This is a genomic window from Desulfopila aestuarii DSM 18488, assembly GCF_900143695.1.
GTDB lineage: Bacteria > Desulfobacterota > Desulfobulbia > Desulfobulbales > Desulfocapsaceae > Desulfopila > Desulfopila aestuarii.
This window is the reverse complement of the sequence record NZ_FRFE01000005.1, coordinates 50997-75641: the sequence shown is the minus strand read 5'-3', so window position 1 is coordinate 75641 and position 24645 is coordinate 50997. Positions and strand designations below refer to the sequence as shown.

Here is a 24645-nt window from a genome sequence, read left to right as displayed (position 1 = left end):
TAGATCAAGTTAAGATGAAGAGTTTGTACACTACTATATCAACTTCGGGAGCTGAACTCCAAAACAAAATGCAGAGTTAGAGTATTTCCTTAGGGTTCTGAGAACCTGTCGAAAATGGTGAAAAATGCTGGCGAACAGGTAATTTCGGATGGAATACGCTCCATTTGTCGTATAAAGACCTGATGTAAGCCTATCTTTTTCTTGACAGGTATCCTTTCTGTTGGTGAACTGTTAATTATGGCATCCACAAAATTTAGAGCGGTTTTCACAATCGCTGAGAAAATCAATTGTCCCCTCTACGAGAAAGGGGAGCAAATGGAACTCACAGACCGGACCTTTTCCTGTCCTGAAGGGAAAGAGGTTTGCCTAATTCTCGTGCGGGATATGACTCAACTGCTCTTTGAGCTCTTGAAACAGCCGGAGAAAAACGCTCAGGCCAAGGCAAAAAATTACAGTTGTAGTGGCTGTACCGGTCTCATCAAATTCAATTTAATAGATGGGGAACATGACAAGGCGGGGACTGAATCGAAAACAGCAAGGATTGAAGCAAGGATCCGTTCGGTTATGCAGGAGGTTCACGGTCAGACAGTGGAAAGCCCTTTTTTAAATTCCATTCCCGCAGAGAAGATTGAGCTCGTCATCCGGAAATTTCAGGAAGTTCAGGTTCCACGAGACAAGGTGCTGGTACATCAGGGGGAACCTAACCCTAACGTATATCTTGCCTTGACTGGCTCTTTTGCCGTTGAGAATAATCATCAAAAAATAGCGACGCTTGGTGCGGGGGAATTGTTTGGCGAGATGAGCTATCTCGGAGCTGGTCCTGCCGTTGCTTCCATCAAAGCGCTTGAGGATGCAACAGTGCTCGCAATTCGGGCTGATGATTTCAGTAAACTCCTCAGCAGCAGCACTTCCGTACAGGTATTTATGGCGAGGCTGCTGGCGGATCGGTTGCAGCAGATCAACATGATGCGGGTTCGTGATTTCGAGAATGCCATGAGTGGCAGAGTGGCCGATGTCCTGCCTGCAGAACTCTTCCAGGTGTTCCATATGCACCAGAAGACTGGGGTGCTGGAGCTTGATCTTGCCAGTGGCAAAGCCCGCGTAGCTTTTCGGGAGGGCGGCATCGTCAACGCGAAGTATAGGGGGGAACAGGGTGAAAAAGCTATTTTTGCGATCCTGGCTGAGAAGGAAGGCTATTATCGATTTACTTCCGGGATTTCGGCTGCAGAGATGTCAGCCGAAGAAATTGGCGATTTCATGGGGCTTTTGATGGAAGGCGTCAGGAGGGTCGATGAGGATGATCCTGCAAACGCGGGTGATTTTTCCGATGATTAAAAGGTCCCGGTGAATGGGGGCAGGTCGAGGATTTTCAAAAAGCAGTCCACATGGTAGGTCGCATTCAATTGCTTGTTTTTGAAGGCGATGAGTCGCATTCCGCAATTCCCGGCAGTTTCTTCATCAATATATGAATCACCGATATAAATCGACTCTGCAACCGTGCAGTTGTAAAATTCGGTAATCTCAATGAGCGGGTCGGCGGCCGGTTTGGGTCTTCTGGAATTGTCGGCTGTCATGACTTTTCCGAAATAGTCGGAGAGACCAAATTCTGCCAACAGAGGCAGCATCGTGTCTGTTCTGTTTGTGGCGATGGCCAAGTTGAAACGGCTATGGGTTGCCTCAAGAAATTGCTTGAGGTCAGGCTCCATTTTCATATAGCGCAGAAACGGGAGGTAGCTGTGGCTTTTCCTGAACTCGTGCACCTCGTCCAGACTTTGCGCGGGATAGTTGCGAAATATATGGCTGACCGAGTCATAGACGTTATGAACGTGGACATAATCGATTTCCGCCTCATCCATTGTCGTGCAGCCAAAATTTTGCAGGAGAAAATTATAATAGTGAATGTTGGCGTTGCGTGAGTCAAACATAACACCATCGCAGTCAAAGATAATAGTCTTGAGCATTGGCAATAGTCCGATCACGTAACAGATGTGTTGATGTCGTCTGATTTGGACGGATCAGAAAAATACTGTTCCTGGAGCCAGGATATACTGAAAAGCAGCAGTGCCTCATCGTCATGGAGGATTTCTTCAGGGTAGTCCCCAACTGCAATCGCGCCGCTGACGATGTCGGCCCGAAAGACGTCGAGATTATAGAGTGCAAGGGTGTAAAGACGCAATTGTTCATCTGAGGGCATAAACAGCCCTTTTCTGATGTTCTCATGCTGAATAAGTGCTGCAAGGGCGTCGTTGTAGTTGTTATACGCAATCAGGCCCTGTTGCTTCGAATAGCTGAGTGGCGTCTGCTTGCATGGTTCGGCAAATCCTTTGCAGTGGGTTTCCTTTAATAGCACGAAATGCTGATTCAGTTCACCGCTTCTGGTTTTCACCGCCGCCCGGCCTAAGGGGTAGGCCCGGCATGCGCCGGGCCGGTGTTCGTAGATCTGGCAACCGTTTTTATCGACAAAGGCGCAACTCGCCCTGCCATCATCAATCATGGTGAGATAATATTTGGGGAACATGTCCTGTTCTCCACGTTCCTCGATGATGTAGCGGTCATTTAACTCCTGAGAGGTAAGACCGGTACCTTTGCGAAGGCGGAGTACATCATAGGGGGTTAGGGCCAATTCAAGCATTCTGCAGCATTCGGTGAAGCAGGGCACCCCCGGATGACAATCAAAATTATATTCATCATCCGGTTTAAGGCGATACACCGCTTCCGGGAATTGCGAACGAATCATATTCTGTTGCCTTTCTTTTTTACTTCTGGGTTTTACGTAACACTGTCAGCAGTGGGCTGGCAATGAAAATGGAGGAGTAGGTACCGACGATAACACCTGCCAGCATGGCAAAAGAGAAATCGTGGATTACCGAGCCACCGAGGAAATAGAGGGCCAGAAGCGATAACAGTACCGTGAGTGACAGGGCAATGGTTCTTCCTAACACCTGATTGACACTCTCGTTGATGACGGCAGTAAGCGTGGCGTTTTCGTTCTTTTGGCTGTTTTCCCTGATCCTGTCGAAAATGACCACGGTATCGTTGAGTGAGTAACCAGCAAGCGTCAGGAGGGCTGTAACGATCAGGAGAGTGATTTCCACATTCATCATCCAGCAGATACCGAGAACAACAAGAACATCGTGAAATGTGGCCGCGGCAGCAGCAAGGCCGAAACTGAAATCGAAACGCAAGGCGAGATAGACGATAACCCCGAACATGGAAAGGGCGATAGCAAGAATTGCCTTGTTACGCAGTACCGCACTCACCGATGAGCCAATTTCTGACTGACTTTCCAGTACGAACCCTTTGTCGCCGAGATTGGCTGAGAGGATTTGGCCGACACTATCGTCGAGGTTGGCAACGGTTTTCTCATCTTTCTTGACTTTTACAATCAGCCGGTTTTCATTTTCCACCTCCTGGAGGTCAATGCCTTCAAGATTGCTGTTGTCAAATGTTTTTCGTACCTCGGCCATGGTGAATTCTTTTGCAGCTTTATACTGCAGGAGCGAACCACCGGAAAAATCGACACCGAGGTTAGCTGCACCCCGACCAATCTGGATAAAGGCAATAAGGCCAATGAGCACCATGACGCCCGAAGCGGCGAAGGTGATATTTTTAATCTTCATGTAATCAAGGTTCGGTTTTTCCAAGATCTGCATGAAGCTCAATTTCTTGAACGGCGAGAAGGAATTGACGGTATCAAACATCAGCCGTGAACAGAAAAGTGAGGTGAAAAGGTTGAAAATGATACCCAGCGACAAGGTGACGGCAAAACCTTTGATTGGACCGGTTCCGAACAGGAACAGCGCCAGGGCCGTGATGAGTGTAGTTATCTGGGAGTCCATGATGGTCCAGAATGCTTTGCCAAAACCGGAATCGATACTCGAACGCACCGATTTGCCGAGACTGTATTCTTCACGCATCCGCTCAAAGATGAGGATGTTGGCGTCAACGGCCATGCCGACGGAAAGAACGATACCGGCAATACCGGGCATGGTGAGGGTGGCGTTTAAGATGGCGAGCCCGGAAAAGAGAAACAGGATATTGAGCGACATTGCCACATTGGCGATAACGCCGGCAAGCCGGTAATAGATCAGCATAAAGCCGATGACCAGAATTGTTCCGAAAAAGCCGGATGTCAGCCCTTTGTTGATAGAATCCTGGCCAAGGCTTGCCCCAACAGTCATGTTCTGAATGATATCGACCGGAGCGGGCAGGGCGCCAACGCGCAGGACGATGGCAAGGTCCGAGGCTTCTTCATGGGTGAAGCTGCCGGAGATCTGGGCGGAACCGCCGAGAATCCGTTCGCGGATAACCGGAGCTGAGCGGACGATGCCGTCCAGCACAATGGCCATGCGTCGGCCGACATTTTTCTCTGTGAGATTGGCGAAGACCTTGCCACCGCGACCAGTAAGATCCAGGCTGACATAGGGTTCATTGAAAGTACCGCCGATACGTACCTGGGCATCCTTGACCATGTCGCCGGTCATAAGGGTCTTGTTTTCAAGAAGAAGGGGGGTGACTATTTCCTTCTTTGTTGTTGGATCGATATTTTTTTCAAAGTGGATGGAGGTGTTGTCAGGCAGGCTTGCCTGCATGGCGCGATTCAGTTTGGCGATAGGTTCGCCTTCCTGCCACTGACCGGATGTCTTGGCCTGGGCGATAAGGCTCTGGAGATCCACCCCTGCCGCGTCACCGACCATCTTGAACTCAAGCTGTGCTGTGTCGCCAAGCAGTTTCATAGCGCGCTCAGGGTCTTTTACACCCGGTAGCTGCACGACAATTTCGTCGACACCCTGGCGTATAATCACTGGTTCGGCCACACCGAACTGGTCAATCCTGTTACGGATGATCTCCAGCGACTGATCTACCGCATGGTTCTTGATGAAATCTATCTTCTCTTGCTTGAGTTTCAGGAAGATCCTCGGGAAAGCACCTTCCTTGGTCTCAACATTGGCCTCGATATCAGGGAAATCGTCACTGATAAGAGATTGAACTTGTTCGACGGCACCTGTATTGGGCAGGGTCAGGATGGCGACAACTGGATCAGTAGAAGGTGTACGAACGGCGCTGATCGACTTTTCCGCCAGTGTATCTTTTAAGTCGCTGGCGGCAAATTCCAAGGTGTTTTCCTGGGCCTTTTCCAGATTGACTTTTAAAACCAGGTGCATGCCTCCCTGGAGATCGAGGCCCAACCGCAACCCTTCCGGGGCCATGTATTTCTTCCACCAGTCCGGTGTAGACGAGTAAAAAGAGGGGACGATGGTGAAGATGGTCAGGACGACCACCGAGGCCAATAGGCCAAGTTTCAGTTTAAGAGATGTGTTCATTTATAGCCCCGAAGGTTTTCTCTACAAAAATTAACAGTCTCGCGAGAAGTCCCGAAATCAAGGGGACGAAAGACGCGAATTTAATGTGTTGCCATGCCGAATGGTCGGTTAAGGCGCCATGTGGCGAAACCGGCCACGTAGAATTATTGATGCGATGCCGTCAGCGAAAGGCAGGTGACGAACCTAGCGATTATAACGTGATCATTGAATCTTGCAAGATCATGACGATAATATTTACATGAGGTCGTACCTGTCGTAGGTTTTGGTCACTATCTGAGAACCAATTGACGAGCATGTTGCTACGCGTATCACTCCAGTCGATTGATGGCGTCCGCCATGCAGGCGGCTCCGAATCCATTGTCGATGTTGACCACGGCGACGCCAGGAGCGCAACTGTTCAGCATGCCGAGGAGTGCGGCAATTCCGCCAAAGCTGGCACCGTAGCCGACCGAGGTCGGAACCGCGATGACCGGGCAGGAGACCATGCCTCCCACCACGCTTGGCAGCGCACCTTCCATGCCGGCCGCTACAATAATAACAGTGGCACTACGAAGCTCATCCTGTCTGTTGAAGAGGCGATGCAGACCTGCCACACCCACATCGTAGAGGCGATTGACCGGGTTACCGAGACAATGGGCGGTAAGGCTTGCTTCCTCCGCTACTGGCACGTCGGAAGTCCCGGCGCAGATCACCAGAACGGTGCCTCTTCGTTTGGACGGTTCAAACATGGTCGGGCGAAAGTGGAGCATCTGTGCATCGTTGCTGTACCGAAATTCGGGTAACACTCGGAGAATGTGCTCGGCTTTTTCTTGGTTGATGCGGGTGGCCAGTACCGGATTATTGTGTTTCAACATGGCGCTGGCAATATCTATCACCTGTTCCGCGGTCTTGGAGGCACCATAGATAACCTCGGGGATGCCGGTTCGAAGAGAGCGCTGATGGTCGATGCAGGCATTTGTCATAGACTCCGCAGGGAAGTGCTGAAGATGGGCAAGGGCCTCGTCTACCGAACAGTTGCCTTTCTGCACCTGCGTTAAAAGATGGCTGAGCTTAGATTTATCCATAAATAGTTGTTGAAATTGGAAGTTGCTGTTTCAATTTGACCTGTTTACGATCAGATGAGAGGGTAGCACGATCGGTTGGCAAGGTAAAGAGAATGTCACCGTTTACGGCAAAAGATGGTTCTGCTACCATAAGAAAAGAACGTGTGCATGGAGTTGCTGCGGCCAGGATAATCGAGTCTTCCAGTCGAAGGACTTAGGACACGATTTTTATCAACGCTGAGTACCGTAGTTCCTCGGAGTTCTGATAACCGATACCGTGATCAGGAGGACGACCGATGCACCAAGCACTGTTACCTGGATATATTCAGCATTTGTTGCAACCAGCGAGTTACCTGCACCCCGTTGATACCGTTAGCTTTATTCAGACCCATGTGTCCTACCTGATTTTTGCCGGAGCATATGTCTATAAATGGAAAAAAACAGTGAACCTCGGGTTTGTCGATTTTTCCACGTTGGAGAAACGCGGTTACTTTTGCGAAGAAGAAGTGCGCCTTAACCGCAGGCTCTGCCCAGATATGTATCTGGGAGTTGTGACCTTATGCCGTAAAGGTGATCTGTTTCAGCTTGAAGGGGATGGGGAGCCAATCGAGTATGGAGTAAAGATGCGCAGGTTGCCAGCCACGCTGATGATGGATCGGGTGATTGCGGGTAGTCATCTTACACGCAACCACCTAGCCAAAATTGTCGACAGGCTGGTTGTCTTTTACGACAGTGTTCCCATTGTTCCCGTTGCCTCCGGCTATGGTGATGTACATGCTGTCGCTCGGAACATTCGTGACAATTTCACCGAAACCAGCTCATTTGTTGGTGGTAAAGCTCTGAGTGAAGCCCAGTTTATCCGTATCCAAAATTTTGCTGAAAGCTTTCTGCAAAACCATGAGCTTTTTGATAAAAGGGTAAGACAAGGCAAAGTGAGGGACTGTCATGGTGATCTGCATTCCGCCAATATCTGCCTGACGGATGAGATCGCCATTTTTGACTGTATCGAATTTAACGAAAGCCTGCGCTGCACCGATATCGCTGCGGACGTGGCCTTTCTTGCCATGGATCTTGATTTTCATAACCTTCTAGATCTCAGTAACTTTTTCGTCGATCGTTATATCTCCTGCTCAGGAGATGAAGGTCTTCGGGAAATGCTCGATTTTTATAAGTGTTACCGGGCCTATGTCCGTGGCAAGATCGGGCTGCTTACTGCTGCCGATCAGGCTGTTGGGCTGGACGAAAAATCCGCGGCTTTGAAAATGGCACAACACTATTTTCAGTTAGCGGAAAAATATACGATGGCGTGATGAAAGCAATGCAACAAAAGCGCATTCTCGTTTTTTTCGGTATGACCGGTTCCGGCAAGAGCTATCTGTCAACGGCCTGGGCTCAGAATCATGGCTGTCAGCGATTGAATACCGATGTGGTGAGAAAGGAATACATTATCAAAACGAATAGCCGACAACTGACCGAAAAAGGTATTGATAAGGGAATATATACGCCAGAATTAACCCGTAGAACATATGAGCAGCTGCTGGATCTTACTGAGAAGGCGCTAGCCGACCCTTCCTCATCCTGTGTCGTTTTGGACGGATCTTTTCAGCGCGCAAGTGATCGAAGGCAGCTGGTCGAGCGTTTTCATGGCCGTGCCTCAATGTTCTTTATTTTCTGTCACTGCAATGAACATGTTACTCGTTCGCGATTGGGAATACGCCGTGCCGATCCGATGTCTGTGTCCGATGGAGATCTGGATGTGTATCTGCATCAGCTGACAAAATTTGAAAATCCGACGGAAATCCAGCACCGAATGTTGCTAGAGCTTGATACCGACGCTTCACTTGAGTACCTTATAGACCGTCTCGATTGTTTTCTGGCCAGAACAGGTGCCGAACATTCTGGAAGCACACGGCTTGACGAGACAAAATAGCCAGGACAATCCATGCTGCCTGATAGAGCGCTACGCCCAGATGGCATTACCGGTATGGACGCCAGGATCGTTGCAACTGAAAATTCATCATGTGAGGCAAGAGCGCGTGTACACCCAGATATATATCTTACGTTTTCCTAAGGATACCAGTGACAAACCGTTTATTTACAAACTAGTCAAGGAATATGACATTGAGTTTAATATCCTCAAGGCTGATATCCTGCTGCAGCGGGAAGGCGTGATGATCCTTGAACTCAAGGGCAGTAACAAGGCCAGTGTCGAAGCCGGACTGACCTTTCTAAAGAGTCTGGGTGTGAAAACCGAGCGGCTGGCAACACGTATCCGCCGGGACGATGATATCTGCTTCCAGTGCGGTGCGTGTACCGGTATCTGCCCTGTTGGGGCTTTATATCTGCGTCGGCCTGAAATGGAAGTGATATTTGATGCAGAAAAATGTACCGGCTGCAGTCTCTGTGTACCGATCTGTCCGGTACGGGCAATGGAGTTGGCGATTGATCGTGATTGGGTGTTGCCGGAAGAGACTATGGCATGATAACCCCGCTTTTACAAAAGAACAGGCCCTGCCGTGATGACGGTCGGGCCTGTTTTTTTTGAACCATTGAATTCAAAGAGAGAGGGTTACTCTTCCAGTTCCGGCCAGCCGATTTTTGGCAGGCTTGGCAGCCATTCCTTGATTCCAGCGTCAGGCGGGTTGCCCTCTTGCAGCTGGGCAAGCAGTACTTTTGCCTGGGGCACGATCTTGGTTTCGGGATACATGGCGAGGATATAGTTAAGCCGTTTTTCCGCCTGACTGTATTTTTCCGTGCGCACATAAAACTGGACTACGGCATACTCATGGTCGGCAAGAAATTCGTTTGCTTCCTTCATCCGGACAACAGCCTCGGTGGCGTAAGGTGAATCTGGATACGCCCGTTGTAGCTGGTCAAACAGCTTGATTGCCTCGATGGCGCCTGTTGTATCACGGTCAACCCGGTCCATTCGTTTATAATGAGTCATGGCTTTTTGGTACATGACATACGGGATCGCTTCGTTGGTGGGGTGACGCTCCTCAAACTGCTTATAGAGAGTGAACGCTTCCACGTACCGTTCCATGAAATAGTTGCAGTCGGCTGCTTTCAGCTCGGCAAGGGTTGCCTCGGCGCTAAATGGATAGCGATCGAGGATTTCATCAAAATATTCCAGGGCAGAAAAATATTTTCCAACGTTGTAGTCATCCATGCCCTGAGCGGCGAGGGTCCGGGCCGGAGCCTCTACATCGATGTCGGCGCCGGTTCTAAAGTCGAGAAAAGCGGGCAGGTTGTTGCAGCCGCCAAGAACAAGCAGACCGGCGAGAAGAATACCAGTGAGCGGAAAAGAGAGATGCTGCCGTAATGTGTGCGTTTTGCAATTCATGCGGTATTACCGGGTTGTTCTTTCATTCTATTGAGGTATGCTTCAGCAGCAAGCATGGCGACTGCTCCTTCACCGGCGGCATTAACCACCTGACGCACGTTCTTGCTGACAATATCTCCGGCGGCCATGACCCCCGGGATAGCGGTGCGGCACTCTCCATCGACCGGGATGAAACCCCACTGGTCGGCCTTGAGCCGCTCAAGCGGCATGCAGCTATTGTTCGGTGTAATGCCAATCAGGATAAAGATGCCCTCCACCGACAGGGAAGACGTATTGCCGTCGTTATCGACCAGTTTCACATCCTTCACTCCTCTGGTGTCGCCTTCAATAGCGGTGACTCTGGAGTTCCAGACGAATTCGATCTTCTCATTGGCTAAGGCTGTTTCCTGAATGATTCTGGTTGCCCGCAGTTCATCGCGGCGATGGATGACATAGACCTTGCTGGCAAAACGGGTAAGGTAATGGGCCTCTTCAACGGCAGTGTCACCGCCGCCGACGACGGCCACCGGTACGTTCCGATAGAAGGGTGCATCACAGGTGCCGCAGTAGGAGACACCTTTTCCCCGGAAATCGACTTCGCCTGGGACATTAATCGTATTGGGTCGCGCGCCGGTGCAGATAATAAGAGCATCGCAGCGGATTTCACTGCCGTCAGCCATGCGCAGAATCTTGTTGTGTTCGTCTTCCAGATCCAGGCAGCTCACCTCGCCGTACTGGATATTGACATCGAATCGTTTGGCGTGGGCGGTCATCTTCTCGGCCAGATCGAATCCGGATAGACCCTCGGGGAAACCGGGGTAGTTGTCCACCCAGTCTGTATTGAGTACCTGTCCGCCAGGTGCGCCTTTTTCGATGATGACGTGGTCAAGTCGCGCTCGTGCGGCGTACAGCCCAGCGGAGAGCCCGGCTGGACCGCCACCCAGGATAACGAGCTCGTAGTGTTCTTTTAGCATGATTATCTGCTTGGAAGTAAAAGAAGAAAACGCTGTCATCCGGCTGCGTTTTAGTGAGCAGTTGCAAATGACAGCGTATGTGAATTGTGCTTACAGGGCTTTGTTGATGAGGTCGGAAAGTTGAGCCTTACCGACTGCACCAGTGATCTGATCAACGACCTCGCCATTTTTAAACATAATCAGGGTCGGGATGGCGCGGATGCCAAACTTGCCGGGTGTAACAGGGTTGTCGTCAACATTCATCTTCGCAATGGTGACTTTTCCTGCGTATTCATCTGCAAGGTCTTCAATGACCGGGCCGATAGCTTTGCATGGCCCGCACCAGGGGGCCCAGAAATCAACGAGTGTCGGTTGATCTGCACTGATCAGGGTATCGAATTCAGCGTCATTTACCTGCTGTACTTTATCGCTTGCCATTATATGCTCCTTTCTGAATTGTTGACGAGAGGTCGTATATATAGAGTGAATGTAGTTCTTCTAATGTAGAACACTATGGAGTCAGGGTCCAGTTTACATGGTGCTTTTGTCGCTGACAAGCAAAATGTTGGTCGGTTGTACCGGGCTTTTTCATTCATCGAATCGACTGTTTATTCTGTGCACGAATGATCAGAAATCAAGTGCCAGTATGTTTGACAATGAAAACTCCTCCATGCTATATTCAGCTCGCATTCATGGCCGGGACGACACCGAAAAAGTAACGATATTGTGTTGGGCAAGACGTGCAGTGCCCATGTCGTACATTCCGGAAACAGATTGGTCTCACTCGTATTTCTATATAAAGGAGCATTAATGGAAACTGCAAAATCGGCTCAACTCTTTGCTGCTGCAAAACAGTATATCCCTGGCGGAGTGAACAGCCCTGTGCGGGCCTGCCGTTCGGTGGGCTGTGACCCTGTCTTTATCGAGCGGGCGAAAGGCGTGCATATCTGGGATGTGGATGGCAATGAGTATCTCGACTTTGTCTGCTCCTGGGGGCCGATGATTCTTGGGCACGCCAATCCTCTTATTTTAAAAGCAATCACTGAAGCAGCCGCTCAGGGAACCAGCTTTGGCGCCTCTACTCCGCGGGAAATTGAATTGGCCTCGATGGTTGTCGATGCCGTACCCTCTGTTGAAAAAGTCAGGTTTGTCAACTCTGGTACTGAAGCCACCATGAGCGCCATCAGGCTGGCCCGTGGGTATACCGGTAAAAAAGTGGTTGTCAAATTCGACGGATGCTATCACGGTCATGCTGATTCTTTTCTGGTTAAAGCCGGTTCAGGGTTGATCACTCTTGGTATTCCAGGTAGCCCTGGTGTTCCAGAAGATATTGTCAAGAATACCGTTTCCATTCCTTACAACAATCCTGAAGTGCTGGAGAAGACCTTGCGGGATCCGGCACTCGATATCGCTTGTGTCATCATAGAACCGGTTGCCGGCAACATGGGCTGTGTGCCGCCTGCTGAGGGTTTTCTTGCGCTCTTGCGGCAGCTGACCAGTGAGTTGGGGATTGTGCTGATCTTTGATGAGGTTATTACCGGCTTTCGGTTAGCCTATGGCGGTGCCCAGCAATATTTCGGGATCACGCCTGATCTCACTTGTCTGGGCAAGATTATCGGTGGCGGTCTGCCTGTGGGCGCCTATGGCGGCAAGGCTGAGATCATGAACTGTATCGCACCAGACGGTCCAGTCTACCAGGCCGGCACCCTTTCCGGTAATCCGTTGGCCATGGCGGCAGGCATTGCCACCTTGAAACAGCTGCAACAGGATAATTTCTACGACGAGCTGAACAGCAAGTCGGCGGAGTTTGCCGCAACACTTTCGGAGATTGCTGAGCGCACCGGTATTCCTGTGACATTGAACAGGGTGGGCTCACTTATGACCGGCTTTTTTACGAGCGAACCGGTGACCGATTTTGACTCTGCTATGCTAGCCGACACAAAGCGTTATGCATGTCATTACCAGCAGATGCTGGCAAGTGGCATCAACGTTGCCCCATCGCAGTTTGAGGTAATGTTTGTCTCGGCTGCCCACTCGGCAAAAGACCTTGGAAAAGCAGCTGAAATGACTGAATGGTCATTCAAAAAAATGTCGGCAAAATGAAAAATGCGTTGACTTTGCTCTGGAGGCATGCTACCAAAACTTTCTATGTTGTAACCGATTTATCCTCTCATCATAAAGGAGGAGAAAGATGTCGGGCGTGAAAAAAGAGTTGATCCAACTGTTGGCTCAATACGGGAATGTTGGATTCACCTTCGTGGCCGCTATCTTTATCGGCTTGGGCGGTGGGGTCTATCTCGACCAGAAAGTGTTTGAGGGCGACACTGCTCCATGGTTTACATTTATCGGTCTGGCTTTTGGGATAGCTGCCGGTTTCAAGACCCTGCTGGACATCCTCTGGAAGAATAAGGGTAAGGATAAATAAGCCGTTAGCAGAGGAGACTGTGGTCAAGGATATATTTTCCCTGCAGAGAATGCAGGTGGTCAGCTGGATCTATCTGGCTGTCCTGACAGTCGGTTCATTGATATTTTTTTCATGGACCGCCGCCTGGTCTGTACTGGCAGGCGGGATGATTGCCATCCTGAGTTTTTGGGTATCGCAACGGGACTTGACCGGCTTTCTCGATTCGCTGGTAGAAAACCCGGACAAGACCGAGAAAGAAGCCAAGGCAAGATTTGGGAAAAGCGGATTCTTGCTCAGGTTCTGGATTCGTTTCATAATTATAGGTGTTGTTGTGCTTTTGCTTATACGCTTTAGCTCCATCAACACTTTTGGGCTTATTTTGGGGTTGTCAACGATAGTGTTTACAGTTACATTCACCGCGGTGGAGATTGTTAGGCGCTATTACTTCAGTGGGAGGAGGTAAAGGAGTTATGGAACATCCGATATTATTTATATCTATCATCCTGGAAAAACTTGGTCTGCCGGTTCCGCATGGTTTCGTCGGACACACTTTTCTAGAGCAGCTGTGTGCGCCGTACATGACCTATACTTGGATGGTCATGGCGTTTCTCTTCCTGGTCTCGAAACTTACTCTCGGAAACCTCGAGATGATTCCGGGTGCCGGGCAAAACTTCTGGGAAATTGTGATCGGCGGTATGGATCAATTCTTTACCGACAACATGGGACGCGAGATGGCTGACCGGTATTTCCCGATGATCGCCACTTTTGCTCTTTACATCGCAGTCGCCAACTTGATCGGGCTGATTCCCGGTTTCATGTCCCCGACCTCAAGCATCAATACTACTCTGGGGCTGACTCTGATTGTCTGGGTAACTCATCACGTGATCGGGTTTAGAGCCCACGGCGTTGGTTACTACAAGCACTTTATAGGCCCGATGCCAGTGCTCATCCCGTTGATGCTGCCGATAGAACTTATCAGTAACTTCGCCCGTATTCTCTCACTCTCCATTCGACTTTTCGGAAATATCATGGCCAAGGAAACCCTCCTGGGAATCCTGTTCATGTTGGCTGGTGCATTCTTTGCGCCGCTGCCAATCATGATCCTGGGTGTTCTGGTGTCCCTGGTACAGGCGATGGTTTTTGTTCTTTTGACTGTTATTTACTTCTCGCAGGCACAAGAACACGCACATTGATAGTAGTACATACTTGATTGAACGTATGGCGGATGAACGCCATCAAATATTGAAGTATTACGAAGAAGGCCAAACCCTATAATTTTACAACAGTAAGGAGAAAGAAAATGGAAGGAAATATTCAGTTGGCGCTTATCTGTATCGGTGCAGCACTTTCTATCGGTCTTGCCGGTCTTGGCGCAGGTATTGGTATTGGTAACGTTGGCCAGGGTGCATGTCTTGGTCTTGCCCGTAATCCTGAGGCACAGCCGAAATTGATGGTTTTCATGATTCTTGCCATCGCTCTTGCTGAGTCCATTGCTATTTACGGTCTGGTTATCTCCCTGATCCTGCTCTATGCTAACCCGCTGCTCGGATAAGCGAAGAGATTATATCGATCTTTAACGAGATCGATTGAGGGGGCCGCAGAGTGATCTGCGGCCCTTTTTGTGTTTTGGTGCTGTCCCGGCAGTGCCCAAGACTGGTACGCAACGCCAGCAGAACCACAGAGGAGTAAGAATATGATAGAGGATATTATCATTCACCCGAAAAGGAGCAAACGTGAACACGAGGTGCCTCCCTGTGGCCTGATGCTGGTGACCCCATCTGAGTTGCAGTTTGGCCGAAAGCAATTGGTTGAGAAAGGGGGGAGGGATCAGTTCATCTTCAGCTCATCGCTTACTATATCGCCTGACGATCGTTTTTTTATCGCAGGACCAGCTATTGGAGCACCTGTGGCGGCCATGACCATGGAAAAGCTGATTGTACTTGGAGCCAGAAAAATCATCATGTTTGGCTGGTGCGGTACTATTGATCCTTTATTACGGGTTGGCGATGTCGTTATTGGCGGAGAACCGGTAAGTGGTGAAGGGACGAGCCGCTACTACCCCACCGCTTCCTCTCCTCTGCCATCATCGGAATTGACCTCGAGCTTAAGTCAAACCCTTGAAGCTGAAGGTGTCCGACATTCCAAAAGAAACGTCTGGACAACCGATGCTCCCTATCGTGAGGATCGTAACTATATTCAAGGCCTTCACGATAATGCTGATGTCTGCTGTGTAGATATGGAGTATTCTGCACTGTGTGCAGTTGCCGCTTTTCGTGGTATTGCTTTTGCCGCAGTTTTTCTGGTCTCTGATGAACTCTATCAGGAGCGTTGGATGCCAGGTTATATTCGTTCTGATTTTCGGGAAAAAAGTAAGCTACTTGTCAGTATTTTGCTGAATGAGGGCGTGTTTGGAGGGCAGTGATGCGTTCGTTTCATCTTGTAAGTCTTGGGTGTGCTAAGAATCTTGTCGACTCCGAGCTTATTATCGGCAATATGACCACGGAAGGCTGGCGTTTCGTTGAAGATCCTGAGGCGGCAGATCTGCTGATGTTGAACACCTGTGGCTTTATCCAGCCAGCGGTGGAAGAGGCCATAGAAGAGATATTAGAGCTGGCCCGCATTAAGGAGCAACATCCCGAGCAAAAGCTGGTGGTCGTTGGCTGTTTGGTGCAACGCTATAAAGAAACTTTACCGGACGAGTTGCCGGAGGTTGATCTCTTTGTCGGTACCGAGGGCTGTCATGATATGGCAGCGAGAGTCGGGCGGCTCTTTGGGGCGGAATCCGTTGCTCAAGTAGAGTTGCCTGATCGCTTTATCATGGATAGTAGTTTGCCGCGAACCCTTACCACTCCTTTTTTTCGGGCCTGGTTCAAGGTCACTGAAGGCTGCGACAATCGTTGCTCCTACTGCATGATTCCTTCTATTCGTGGCAATCTCCGCAGCCGCCCGATCGATGATTTGCTACGCGAGGCGTGCCGTCTCGAAGCGCAGGGTGTGCGCGAACTCTCACTCATTGCCCAGGATCTTACAGCCTATGGCAATGATCTTGGGCAAGGAACCCATCTTACGGCACTGCTTGAACGACTGTTGCGCGAGACCACCATTCCCTGGTTACGGCTTCTCTATCTCTACCCATCTGGAATTGATGAGAGACTCCTTGCGCTGATGGCTGACAATGAACGGATTGTGCCTTATCTCGACATCCCTTTTCAGCATGTGAGCAGCAGAGTGTTGCAAGGGATGAACAGACGGTACACGAGCGATGATCTCTACCGGTTGATTGAGCGTATTCGACGATATCTTCCAGAGGTTGCTTTGAGAACTACTTTTCTGGTTGGTTTTCCCGGCGAGACTGAAAGAGACCTTGACGAGCTGATAACCTTCCTGAAAGATTCTCAACTGGATCATGTCGGGGTCTTTCCCTATGCCAATGAAGAGGGCTGTGGTTCTGAGCATTTCCCAGGGCAGGTCGACGACGAGGAAAAACTTTCCCGCCGCGACAGGATTCTCGCAGTGCAGGCCGAAATATCCACCGAGATTCAGAAAAAATATATAGGAAGGGAAGAGTTGGTATTGGTGGAAGGGGTGAGCAGAGAGACAGATCTGCTGCTGGAAGGACGCACACGTTTCCAGGCCCCAGATGTGGACGGTTGTGTCTATATAAATGATGGCACCGCCAATCCAGGAGATCTGGTGAAGGTCCTGATAGAAGAGTCTCAGGTATACGATCTGGTCGGAGGTATCGTTGGCGAAGCGCAGCCTCCTAGGTAGGGATAATTGATTCAGCTTCTCTCGAGGAGTCGAGAAGGGGCATGGCAAAACCCCGCAACTTTATTTGCAAAGTGCGGGGTTTGTAAGCAGCTCAACTATTGTATGAACGAAAAAGCCTGCGTACGCAAGGACATACTCACGCAAAATCATGATCTGCAGAGTAATTGTCGTCTCTCAAGACTTTTTCGTATCTGTGTTTATTTGCCGACGTTGACCTTCTCGCGCAGGTCTTTGCCGACCTTAAAGAAGGGCAATTTCTTTGGCCGCACCTGGATTTTCTTGCCGGTTTTCGGGTTACGACCTTCGTAGGCATCATATTTTTTAATAACGAAGCTACCGAATCCCCGAATCTCAATGCTCTCCCCTCGAGCCAGTGCTTCCGTCATGGTTTCAATAACGGTGTTGGTGATGGCCGCTGCCTCGCGGTGGGGGATGTTGATGTCCTGTGCCAGCGCCTCGATGAGTTCTGATTTGTTCATGCCATACTCCTGTTCAGGAAGTCTGATTATCGCCAAGCCTGTGGAGACGAGGCCCGCTTTTCCCCAGATGAATTGTTGTTGATGTTAAGAGCAGTTTGTCTCAACAATTATATCATTTTTCTAGGCTGCAAGAGGGGGGATAATGCCTGGTGATGGCGCAACTGGAGAGAATACTTCGCTGATAACGCCCCATTCTTGCTCTAACTGTTTAGATTTAATCAGTTAGTTTTCCGTTTGTAAAGAGATTTCTATAAAAATATTTTTTTTAAATCCTTGGGGTTAAGTATTTTGTATTTGCCGGATGGCAGTTTTCCCAGGAACAGCCTGCCATACGCGATGCGTTTGAGGCTTATTACTGGATTTCCTATGAATTCAAACATTTTTTTTACCTGCCGTTTTCGACCCTCATGAATGGTGATTTCTATTAAGGTCTGGCGCTGCATATGCTTTACGACTTTGATGGTTGCAGGAGCGGTTTTCTTCTCTTCCAGTATGACGCCCTTTTCAAGGAGCTTCAGTTTTGTCTGGCCTGGATGTCCCTGGACGAGCGCCTCATAGGTTTTGTTCGTTTCATGGCTCGGATGCTGTATTTTTTGGGCAAGAGCACCGTCATTGGTGAGCAGCAGGGCGCCCTCGGTGTCCAGATCGAGCCTGCCCACCGGGAAAAGGCGATGGGGAATATCGCTTACCAGCGAAGTAACCACCGGCCTGCCCTGGGGATCGGAGAGGGTAGTGACATAGCCTTTAGGCTTGTTGAGCATGACATATATGTGCTCCTCATCTACCAGAACAGGTTTGCCATCGCAAAGAACAGTGTCTTTTCCAGGGCTGACTTTTTCGCCCATGGAGGTAATAACTTTACCATTAATGCTCACCCTGCCGGCGGAGATCAGTTCTTCGGCTTTACGCCTTGAGGCAACGCCACAGGTGGCAAGATATTTTTGCAATCTGACTGGTTCGCTCATCGGAATCGGGCCGGGATAATGCGTTCAAATTTTTCGTCAACGAGGCTTCGGGTCGGTTCATCAACCTCAAGTACCTCGGTATACCAGGGCTTCAAACGGCAGTCGATAATGATGGGCGCGCGCAGGCCGACGTGAAAGCGGCGAACAGTGCTTGCTGCGGCGTAAATATCATTTGCCGGTTCAAAACGGGTGAAAAAGGTCCAGAGGAATTCCTGCATGGAGCAGGTGGCTTCCTCGATATTGTCCACCAGAAGGACAAAGGGCCAGTTACCGAGCCCCTCCCATTGAGCCAGCTGGGCACCAAGCTCATGGTTATCATTGTAGCCAGTGCCTTGTACAACAAGGGTGCCTGGTAAAAAGACCTCGGCCTTGGTGCACTCGGCAGGAAGCGTCCCATGAAATACCTCGGGCAGTTCACGGATCTTCTCTTTACCCAGCCCCATGAGCATGGCTTTCGAGCCTTTGTTGACAGAGGGGCCAGTGTAGTCCAGGGTATCCTGGGAGACGTTGGCAAAAACAAAAAGATCCTGATCCCAACGAGCCCGCTCAAGGACATGGGTCCAGAGAGCACCAAAATCAGTGATATCCACTTCGCCGTCAGTGATGATGAGGAATTTGCTCAGTGAAAGTTGGCCTTCTCCGAGGATCCTGAGGCCGCAGGCAAAGGCTTCACGCGGATATCGATCGGCAACCCTGGCGGCGGCCAGGCAATGAAATCCTGTCTCACCGTACGTTTTTAACTCGCGTACACCTTTCATGACCAGGGGGAAGAGCGGTGAAAGCAGCTCCTGCAGATAGTCCCCGATAAAATAATCTTCCTGCTTGGGCCGGCCCACCACTGTGGCCGGATAGATGGCTTTGTTACGATGGTAGAGGTGGCTGACCTGAAAGACCGGATAGTCATGCTGCAGGGAGTTGTATCCGTAATGATCACCAAAAGGACCTTCGGGTCGGCGGAGATGTGGTGGAACTTCTCCTTTAATAGCAAACTCGGCAAAGGCAACAAGATTATGACCGCCACGCGGATCCTCAACCATCTTCAGCTTTTCACCCATTACGAGTGAGGTGAGCATGAGCTCGGGAATATCTTCGGGCAATGGTGCGATGGCCGAGAGCATAAGAGCCGGTGGTCCACCTATATAGAGCGTGAGTGGCAGAGATTTATTCTGTTTTTCCGCTGCATGGTAATGGTAGCCGCCGCCCTTATGGATCTGCCAGTGGATACCGGTGGTGACGTCGTCATGTTGCTGGATGCGGTACATGCCGAGGTTGTGGCCGTGGCCGTCCGGGTGTTCTGTGTAGACCAGCGGCAGAGTAACAAAAGGGCCGCCGTCGCTGTGCCATGAGGTGAGCATGGGCAGACTGCTGAGTCGTGCCGGACTTTGGCAATTTTCAAGAATGGGTGCCCGACCCGTTTTTTTCAGGCCGAGTTTCATACAGTCTGAAAGAAGGCCACGGTTGTCCCAAAGTTTGGCGGGAGTCAGTGGCATAGCTGTTTCAATCAAACGGACGATATCGCGAACAAACTTCTGGGGTTTGCCGCCAAAGGCCAGCTCGAGTCGGTTCGAAGTGCCAAAAAGATTGGTCACAACCGGGAAGTTGGAATTTTTCACCCTGGTAAAGAGAAGTGCCGGCCCACCTTTAGAGATGACACGGCGGTGTATCTCCGCGATTTCCAGATAAGGATCGACTTCCTCGTCTATGACCAGCAGGTCTCCATCTTCTTTGAGTAGATCGATATAGCTGCGCAGGTCGTGGAGTTTTCTTTCGCTCACTGGTTTATCCTTTCATGTATTGCTGCTGCTCTTTTCATGGGAGTCGTCCCGTAGGAAAAGCTCATGATATTCTTTTTCTTTGAGATGGCGCTTCATCAGCACCGTGAATAAATCGACAATTTCATGTATCTCCGTTTCAGTAAGTCGGGAGGCCAGGGTGTCTGCCATCTCTTTTCTGCCAATGAGTTGCAGATACGTGGAAATTGAGCTTTCGTCGAGTTGGCGATTGAGGCCAAAACAGATGTGATCCGGAGAGAGTGTGTTTTTCATAAGTTGGTTCAAGGCTCGGGAATACGATGCAGACGAAGGTGTACTTTCCTGGTTCGCGGGCCATCAAACTCACAGAAAAAGATGCGCTGCCAGGTGCCAAGCCGGAGCTGACCATTTTCAACGGCGATGGTGAGATGGCTGCCCATGAGCGAAGCCATGACGTGTGAGCGGGAGTTGCCTTCCGCATGACGATAGGGGATGTCTTTGGGGACCATTCGTTGGAAAGCGTTAATAATATCGGTCTGTACATCCGGATCCGCGCCTTCGTTGATGGTCAGACCGGCGGTGGTATGGGGATTGAACAAATAGCAGTATCCTTCTTCATGCTTCTGTGTGTGAATAAATCGTTGCACGTTACCTGTGATATCAACCATTTCCATGTGGCCTGCGGTCTTCAAAGTGAAGGTGTCGGAGTTCATCTCGGCTCCTTGCATGATGTTGAAAAGAGGGTTTGTCCGGGATCCTTCGGAAAACAAAACGATACACATTGCCAAACATGGTACACTGAATGAAAAGCATAACCTTTTGGCATGTTCCAGCCGGGTAGAAGATTCAACCCGTGCGATCACTATAGGGGCATTTCATTCTGTAGTCAATGTCACTAGAATCTTTATGGATTAAAAGATCCCTGGTGGCATAGCCAACGATAATCGTTGGTTCGTAGATAATTTCGGCAGATAATTGTGACCTCGGCATGGTGGGGATGAGTATTGGCCACCGCAATGGCTTTCTTGACAATGTGAAAACAGGAAATATCTTTTACCGTTGGTTTTCTGTAAAATCATCATTATGATTGGGGTGTTATCCGGTAACTGGGAAAAGCTTTTCCCAGTTTCTGAAAAATAATGGCTTCATAAAAAACGCATTTATAGCGACGGCTAAGTGACGAGCTCTATATGGTTTGCATGCCTATTTTCAATTGTTTCGGCACTATCAGTAACAGGACAACGTGTTTCCCACGTAATACCTCACCATTTTCTAAGTAATGACAGAGCATATTTTTCTCATCGGCTACCGTGGAGCTGGCAAGAGTACCATCGGCAGGTTGCTGGCGGCGGCGCTTGACTGCGCATTTGTCGATACTGATCAGATGGTTTGCCATAAACGGAACATGGAAATCTCGCAGATCGTTGCCAGGGAGGGTTGGGAGAGCTTTCGTCGCTCTGAAGCGGAGGCGATTGTGGAAGCGGCCGCTGGCCCTGTAAAGGTTGTCGCCACCGGTGGCGGTGCCGTCTTGCACCAAGAGGCGTGGCAGCAGATCCGGAAGCGGATCTTTGTTGTCTGGCTGAGTGCCGATATCGCGACCCTGGCGGCAAGGCTCAGCCCTACCGGGAAAGATGGTCGGCCGTCATTGACCGGCAGGGACAATCGTGCCGAAATTGAAGAGGTTCTGGCAGAGCGACTGCCATTGTATAGCGGTCTTGCCGATCTGGAAGTTGACACCGGCAAATATGGCACGGCCGAAGTGGTCGGAAAAATTGTGGAAAAGTATCGAGAACGATGCGGCAGGAGTGAAGGCTGATGGCAGGTAATAGTTTTGGCAAGGTGTTTCGGGTGACGACCTGGGGAGAATCACATGGAACGGGTATCGGTGCCGTGATTGACGGCTGCCCCCCAGGGATAACGATTGATACGGAGCGATTGCAGCAGGAGATGAATCGGCGTAGGCCGGGTCAGGGTGGGGCGTCCAGTCCCCGCAAGGAACCTGATGTTGTTGAAATTCTTTCCGGCATTTTCAGTGATGAGCCTGATGCCCTGCCGCGAACCACCGGGACCCCTATCTCTCTTGCTATATTTAATAAGGATGCCCATTCTAAATCCTATGCTCATATAAAAGATATCTACCGACCAGGTCACGGCGATATTACGTACGACGCCAAATACGGTCTGCGCGATTATCGTGGTGGTGGGAGAGCCTCAGCTCGTGAGACCGCTGCCCGGGTTGCCGCAGGGGCCATCGCCGGACAGGTGCTGGAGCAATATGGAATCAGGGTGCTTGCCTATACTGTGGCGCTGGGCGGGGTGAAAATCACCAGTTGCGACCTGGGTGTTATTGAGAAAAATCTCTATTGTTGTCCTGACCGTATTGCCGCGGAGCAAATGGAGCAGCGGGTGCAGGAAGTCCGCAGCGCGGGAGACACCTTGGGTGGCATTGTTGAGATCCGGGCCATTTGTCCTGCCGGTCTCGGTGAACCGGTGTTCGATAAACTTGAGGCGGAACTGGCCCATGGGCTTATGTCTATCGGGGCAGTGAAGGGTGTTGAGTTCGGGGCCGGTTTTGCTGTCGCCGACATGCTTGGTTCGGAAAATAATGACCCAATTACCCCGGAAGGTTTTGCTGCGAATAACGCCGGCGGCATTTTGGCTGGAATCTCCAGTGGTCAGGAGATCGTCATGAGAGTTGCTGTAAAGCCTATTCCGTCCATCGGCAAGGAGCAGCAGACGGTCAATCGTGCCGGCGAGCCAGTTTCGGTGAAGATTGGAGGCAGGCACGATATCTCTGCAATTCCAAGGGTTATTCCGGTGTGTGAGGCGATGGTTCGGCTGACATTGGTCGATCATTTACTGAGACAGAATGCGATCAAGCTGCCGAACATATGATAGAGGCGGAGAGATTCATAATCTTATGAAAAGCACAGAAAAAACGCAGCTCAATAATATATGGATGTTGAGCCGCGAGTATGGTGAGCTTGCCGGTGCCGGCGGGGTGAAGGATGTCGTTTGCCAGCTGGCCGAGGCGCTGGCGGTAATTCCCGGTCTGGCGGTACGGGCGGTACTGCCGTGCTATGGATTCATCCGCCCGGTGCAGAATGGTTTCGTTCCCCTGATGGATCCACTCGATAGCTCGCGCGAGCTCTTCTTTGATGTGGATATGAACTATGGACTTGAGGAGCGGCGGGAGCGTTGCCGGGTTTGGACCGCAACTTCTGGTGGTGTTGTGCTCTATCTGATCGAGGCGGATCGCTTTGTCGAAAAGGCAGGGGTCTACACCTACTCGGATAAAGACAGTGGTTGGGAAAGCTGGAAAAAGAGTGGTATGGGCCATTATGACTATTTTGCCATGAATCTGCTCCTCCAGAAAAGTAGCCTGGAGCTTATGATGCTCCTGGGAGAAACGCCCGATGTGATCCACTGCCATGACGGCCATACTGCCCTGGTGCCGACGCTTATCCATGAATGCCAGGGTTGGCGCAGCTATTTTCGTCGGACCGGTTGCCTGGTGACTATTCATAATGCCGGGATGGGCTATCATCAGGAGATTGCCGATCTCCCTTTTGCCCATGGCCTCACCGGATTGCCTTGGCAGACATTGAGCGAAAATCGGTTATCCGGGAAGTTTGATCCCTTTCTGGCGGCAGGCCGCTATGCTGTGCTCAATACGGTAAGCGAGAATTATGCCAGAGAATTGCAGGAGACCGAAGCCGATAATGCGACCGATGGCCTTGGTCATGCGTTGCTTGAACGGGGGGTGAACCTGGAAGGCGTTACCAATGGTATCTGTCCCGATTTTTTCAATCCGGCAAATGGTACGGAAATGGGGTTGCCCGCATCCTACAACCCGGCTGACAAGAAAGACGAATTGGCCGGAAAACGTACATGTAAAGAACATCTATTGAAGCTGGTGGCCACCGAAACAGAAGTCGAAGGGGTCGAACTTTATGGTTCTCTTGAAAAGGACAGCATGGAGCCACTTTTTGCCTTTATAGGCCGGCTCAGCGAACAGAAAGGGGTTGACCATTTCCTTCTCGCCATCGAACAGCTTTTTGCCGAGTACGAGCATGGCCAGGCAGTGATCCTCGGCACCGGCGGTGAAAGTATGGAGGCGGCCATCTTATCGCTTGCCGCCAAAAAAAGTTTGCATGGCCGGATCTGTTTTCTGCGAGGGTTTAGTTCAAAGCTTGCCAATCTGATTTATGCGGCTGGTGATTTTTTTGTCATCCCCTCACGCTATGAGCCGTGCGGGCTTACTGACTATATTGCCCAGCTTTTTGGCAATATCCCGGTGGTGCACCATGTTGGGGGACTGGTCAAGGTAGAGGATGGCCGTACCGGCATCGCCTATCAGGATGGGTCGGCCGAGGCTTTGCATAAAGCTCTCGAGCGGTCGCTCAGACTATTTGAAGACAAAAACACGCTGAGGAGCATGCAACTCGCGGCGGTGGAAGAGATTCGAAAAAAATATACCTGGGATGTAGTGAAAAAGCAGTATTTGAAACTGTATAATATGGCGAAGGAGCAGAGAGCCAAGGAACGCAGCTGACCGGTCACTATTTCCCGAAAGGAGAGTGGTGTCTGGTTCATGGGCTGTACCGGGATGAACGCTTGATGAAAAGGAGAT

General features: G+C 50.4%; 26 protein-coding genes. 14 read left to right on the top strand and 12 right to left on the bottom strand.

Features of this window, described 5'->3' with window-relative positions:
- Positions 1-315: 315 nt before the first annotated feature.
- Entirely contained in the window at positions 316-1335 is a 1020-nt protein-coding gene (locus BUF15_RS06735) for a DUF4388 domain-containing protein (protein WP_073612705.1), read from the top strand.
- Here BUF15_RS06735 and BUF15_RS06730 read toward each other — a convergent pair.
- The 4 genes from BUF15_RS06730 to larB form a co-directional block, all read right to left on the bottom strand.
- Positions 1332-1961, bottom strand: coding sequence for an HAD family hydrolase (locus BUF15_RS06730; RefSeq protein WP_073612704.1), 630 nt, complete (start codon positions 1959-1961; stop codon positions 1332-1334). The genes BUF15_RS06735 and BUF15_RS06730 overlap by 4 nt on opposite strands.
- A 14-nt stretch (positions 1962-1975) precedes the next feature.
- Positions 1976-2737: a YkgJ family cysteine cluster protein gene (locus BUF15_RS06725; RefSeq protein WP_073612703.1), complete on the bottom strand. Its 762-nt coding sequence runs from the start codon at positions 2735-2737 to the stop codon at positions 1976-1978.
- A gap of 19 nt (positions 2738-2756) precedes the next feature.
- Positions 2757-5324 carry a protein translocase subunit SecDF gene (locus tag BUF15_RS06720; RefSeq protein ID WP_073612702.1) on the bottom strand — a complete coding sequence of 856 codons (2568 nt, stop codon included), beginning with the start codon at positions 5322-5324 and terminating at the stop codon, positions 2757-2759.
- Positions 5325-5632: 308 nt separating this feature from the next.
- Positions 5633-6388: a nickel pincer cofactor biosynthesis protein LarB gene (gene larB, locus BUF15_RS06715; RefSeq protein ID WP_073612701.1), complete on the bottom strand. Its 756-nt coding sequence runs from the start codon at positions 6386-6388 to the stop codon at positions 5633-5635.
- Between the two features lie 275 nt (positions 6389-6663).
- Here larB and BUF15_RS06710 point away from each other — a divergent pair, with 275 nt between their 5' ends.
- Genes BUF15_RS06710 through BUF15_RS06700 form a run of 3 tightly spaced genes read left to right on the top strand, consistent with a single transcriptional unit; the run spans position 6664 to position 8850 of the window.
- Positions 6664-7677: a hypothetical protein gene (locus BUF15_RS06710; RefSeq protein ID WP_073612700.1), complete on the top strand. Its 1014-nt coding sequence runs from the start codon at positions 6664-6666 to the stop codon at positions 7675-7677.
- Positions 7677-8297 carry a P-loop nucleotide/nucleoside kinase family protein gene (locus BUF15_RS06705; RefSeq protein ID WP_073612699.1) on the top strand — a complete coding sequence of 207 codons (621 nt, stop codon included), beginning with the start codon at positions 7677-7679 and terminating at the stop codon, positions 8295-8297. Before BUF15_RS06710 ends, BUF15_RS06705 begins: the two co-directional genes overlap by 1 nt.
- Complete coding sequence (locus BUF15_RS06700) at positions 8281-8850, top strand: NIL domain-containing protein (RefSeq protein WP_234981128.1); 570 nt, start codon at positions 8281-8283, stop codon at positions 8848-8850. Before BUF15_RS06705 ends, BUF15_RS06700 begins: the two co-directional genes overlap by 17 nt.
- Positions 8851-8936: 86 nt before the next feature.
- Here the strand turns inward: BUF15_RS06700 and BUF15_RS06695 are convergent, their stop codons facing one another.
- From BUF15_RS06695 to trxA, 3 genes are all read right to left on the bottom strand, one after another.
- On the bottom strand, positions 8937-9710 hold the full coding sequence (locus tag BUF15_RS06695; RefSeq protein WP_073612697.1) for an outer membrane protein assembly factor BamD: 774 nt from the start codon (positions 9708-9710) through the stop codon (positions 8937-8939).
- The gene (trxB, locus tag BUF15_RS06690; RefSeq protein ID WP_073612696.1) at positions 9707-10663 is read right to left on the bottom strand and encodes a thioredoxin-disulfide reductase; all 957 of its coding nucleotides are present in this window, start codon (positions 10661-10663) and stop codon (positions 9707-9709) included. The genes BUF15_RS06695 and trxB overlap by 4 nt, the downstream gene beginning before the upstream one ends.
- Positions 10664-10753: 90 nt before the next feature.
- On the bottom strand, positions 10754-11080 hold the full coding sequence (gene trxA / locus BUF15_RS06685) for a thioredoxin (protein WP_073612695.1): 327 nt from the start codon (positions 11078-11080) through the stop codon (positions 10754-10756).
- 372 nt (positions 11081-11452) lie between these two features.
- Here trxA and hemL point away from each other — a divergent pair, with 372 nt between their 5' ends.
- The 7 genes from hemL to rimO all read left to right on the top strand — a co-directional run bounded on the left by hemL (position 11453) and on the right by rimO (position 16817).
- Entirely contained in the window at positions 11453-12745 is a 1293-nt protein-coding gene (gene hemL / locus BUF15_RS06680; RefSeq protein ID WP_073612694.1) for a glutamate-1-semialdehyde 2,1-aminomutase, read from the top strand.
- Between the two features lie 88 nt (positions 12746-12833).
- Positions 12834-13067: an AtpZ/AtpI family protein gene (locus BUF15_RS06675; RefSeq protein ID WP_073612693.1), complete on the top strand. Its 234-nt coding sequence runs from the start codon at positions 12834-12836 to the stop codon at positions 13065-13067.
- Between the two features lie 19 nt (positions 13068-13086).
- Positions 13087-13509 (top strand): ATP synthase subunit I, encoded by a 423-nt coding sequence (locus tag BUF15_RS06670; RefSeq protein WP_073612692.1) that lies wholly within the window; start codon positions 13087-13089, stop codon positions 13507-13509.
- A gap of 7 nt (positions 13510-13516) precedes the next feature.
- Positions 13517-14239, top strand: a complete 723-nt coding sequence (atpB, locus tag BUF15_RS06665; protein WP_073612691.1) for a F0F1 ATP synthase subunit A — start codon at positions 13517-13519, stop codon at positions 14237-14239.
- Positions 14240-14346: 107 nt separating this feature from the next.
- Positions 14347-14598, top strand: coding sequence for an ATP synthase F0 subunit C (gene atpE / locus BUF15_RS06660; RefSeq protein WP_073612690.1), 252 nt, complete (start codon positions 14347-14349; stop codon positions 14596-14598).
- Between the two features lie 141 nt (positions 14599-14739).
- Positions 14740-15468 carry a nucleoside phosphorylase gene (locus BUF15_RS06655; protein WP_073612689.1) on the top strand — a complete coding sequence of 243 codons (729 nt, stop codon included), beginning with the start codon at positions 14740-14742 and terminating at the stop codon, positions 15466-15468.
- Positions 15468-16817: a 30S ribosomal protein S12 methylthiotransferase RimO gene (rimO, locus tag BUF15_RS06650; RefSeq protein WP_073612688.1), complete on the top strand. Its 1350-nt coding sequence runs from the start codon at positions 15468-15470 to the stop codon at positions 16815-16817. The genes BUF15_RS06655 and rimO overlap by 1 nt, the downstream gene beginning before the upstream one ends.
- Positions 16818-17014: 197 nt before the next feature.
- Here rimO and BUF15_RS06645 read toward each other — a convergent pair whose 3' ends face one another.
- The 5 genes from BUF15_RS06645 to BUF15_RS06625 form a co-directional block, all read right to left on the bottom strand.
- The gene (locus BUF15_RS06645; protein ID WP_073612687.1) at positions 17015-17296 is read right to left on the bottom strand and encodes an HU family DNA-binding protein; all 282 of its coding nucleotides are present in this window, start codon (positions 17294-17296) and stop codon (positions 17015-17017) included.
- 248 nt (positions 17297-17544) lie between these two features.
- Positions 17545-18261, bottom strand: coding sequence for a pseudouridine synthase (locus BUF15_RS06640; protein ID WP_073612686.1), 717 nt, complete (start codon positions 18259-18261; stop codon positions 17545-17547).
- Positions 18258-20036: a UbiD family decarboxylase gene (locus tag BUF15_RS06635; protein WP_073612685.1), complete on the bottom strand. Its 1779-nt coding sequence runs from the start codon at positions 20034-20036 to the stop codon at positions 18258-18260. The genes BUF15_RS06640 and BUF15_RS06635 overlap by 4 nt, the downstream gene beginning before the upstream one ends.
- A gap of 12 nt (positions 20037-20048) precedes the next feature.
- Positions 20049-20306 (bottom strand): hypothetical protein, encoded by a 258-nt coding sequence (locus BUF15_RS06630; RefSeq protein WP_073612863.1) that lies wholly within the window; start codon positions 20304-20306, stop codon positions 20049-20051.
- Positions 20307-20314: 8 nt separating this feature from the next.
- Entirely contained in the window at positions 20315-20725 is a 411-nt protein-coding gene (locus BUF15_RS06625; RefSeq protein WP_073612684.1) for a secondary thiamine-phosphate synthase enzyme YjbQ, read from the bottom strand.
- Between the two features lie 566 nt (positions 20726-21291).
- Between BUF15_RS06625 and aroL the strand changes: the two genes are divergently transcribed.
- The 3 genes from aroL to BUF15_RS06605 are packed head-to-tail and all read left to right on the top strand — an operon-like array spanning position 21292 to position 24567.
- The gene (gene aroL / locus BUF15_RS06615; RefSeq protein WP_073612682.1) at positions 21292-21828 is read left to right on the top strand and encodes a shikimate kinase AroL; all 537 of its coding nucleotides are present in this window, start codon (positions 21292-21294) and stop codon (positions 21826-21828) included.
- Positions 21828-22907, top strand: a complete 1080-nt coding sequence (gene aroC / locus BUF15_RS06610; RefSeq protein WP_073612681.1) for a chorismate synthase — start codon at positions 21828-21830, stop codon at positions 22905-22907. Before aroL ends, aroC begins: the two co-directional genes overlap by 1 nt.
- A 25-nt stretch (positions 22908-22932) precedes the next feature.
- Positions 22933-24567 carry a glycogen synthase gene (locus BUF15_RS06605; protein WP_234981127.1) on the top strand — a complete coding sequence of 545 codons (1635 nt, stop codon included), beginning with the start codon at positions 22933-22935 and terminating at the stop codon, positions 24565-24567.
- Positions 24568-24645: the final 78 nt, after the last annotated feature.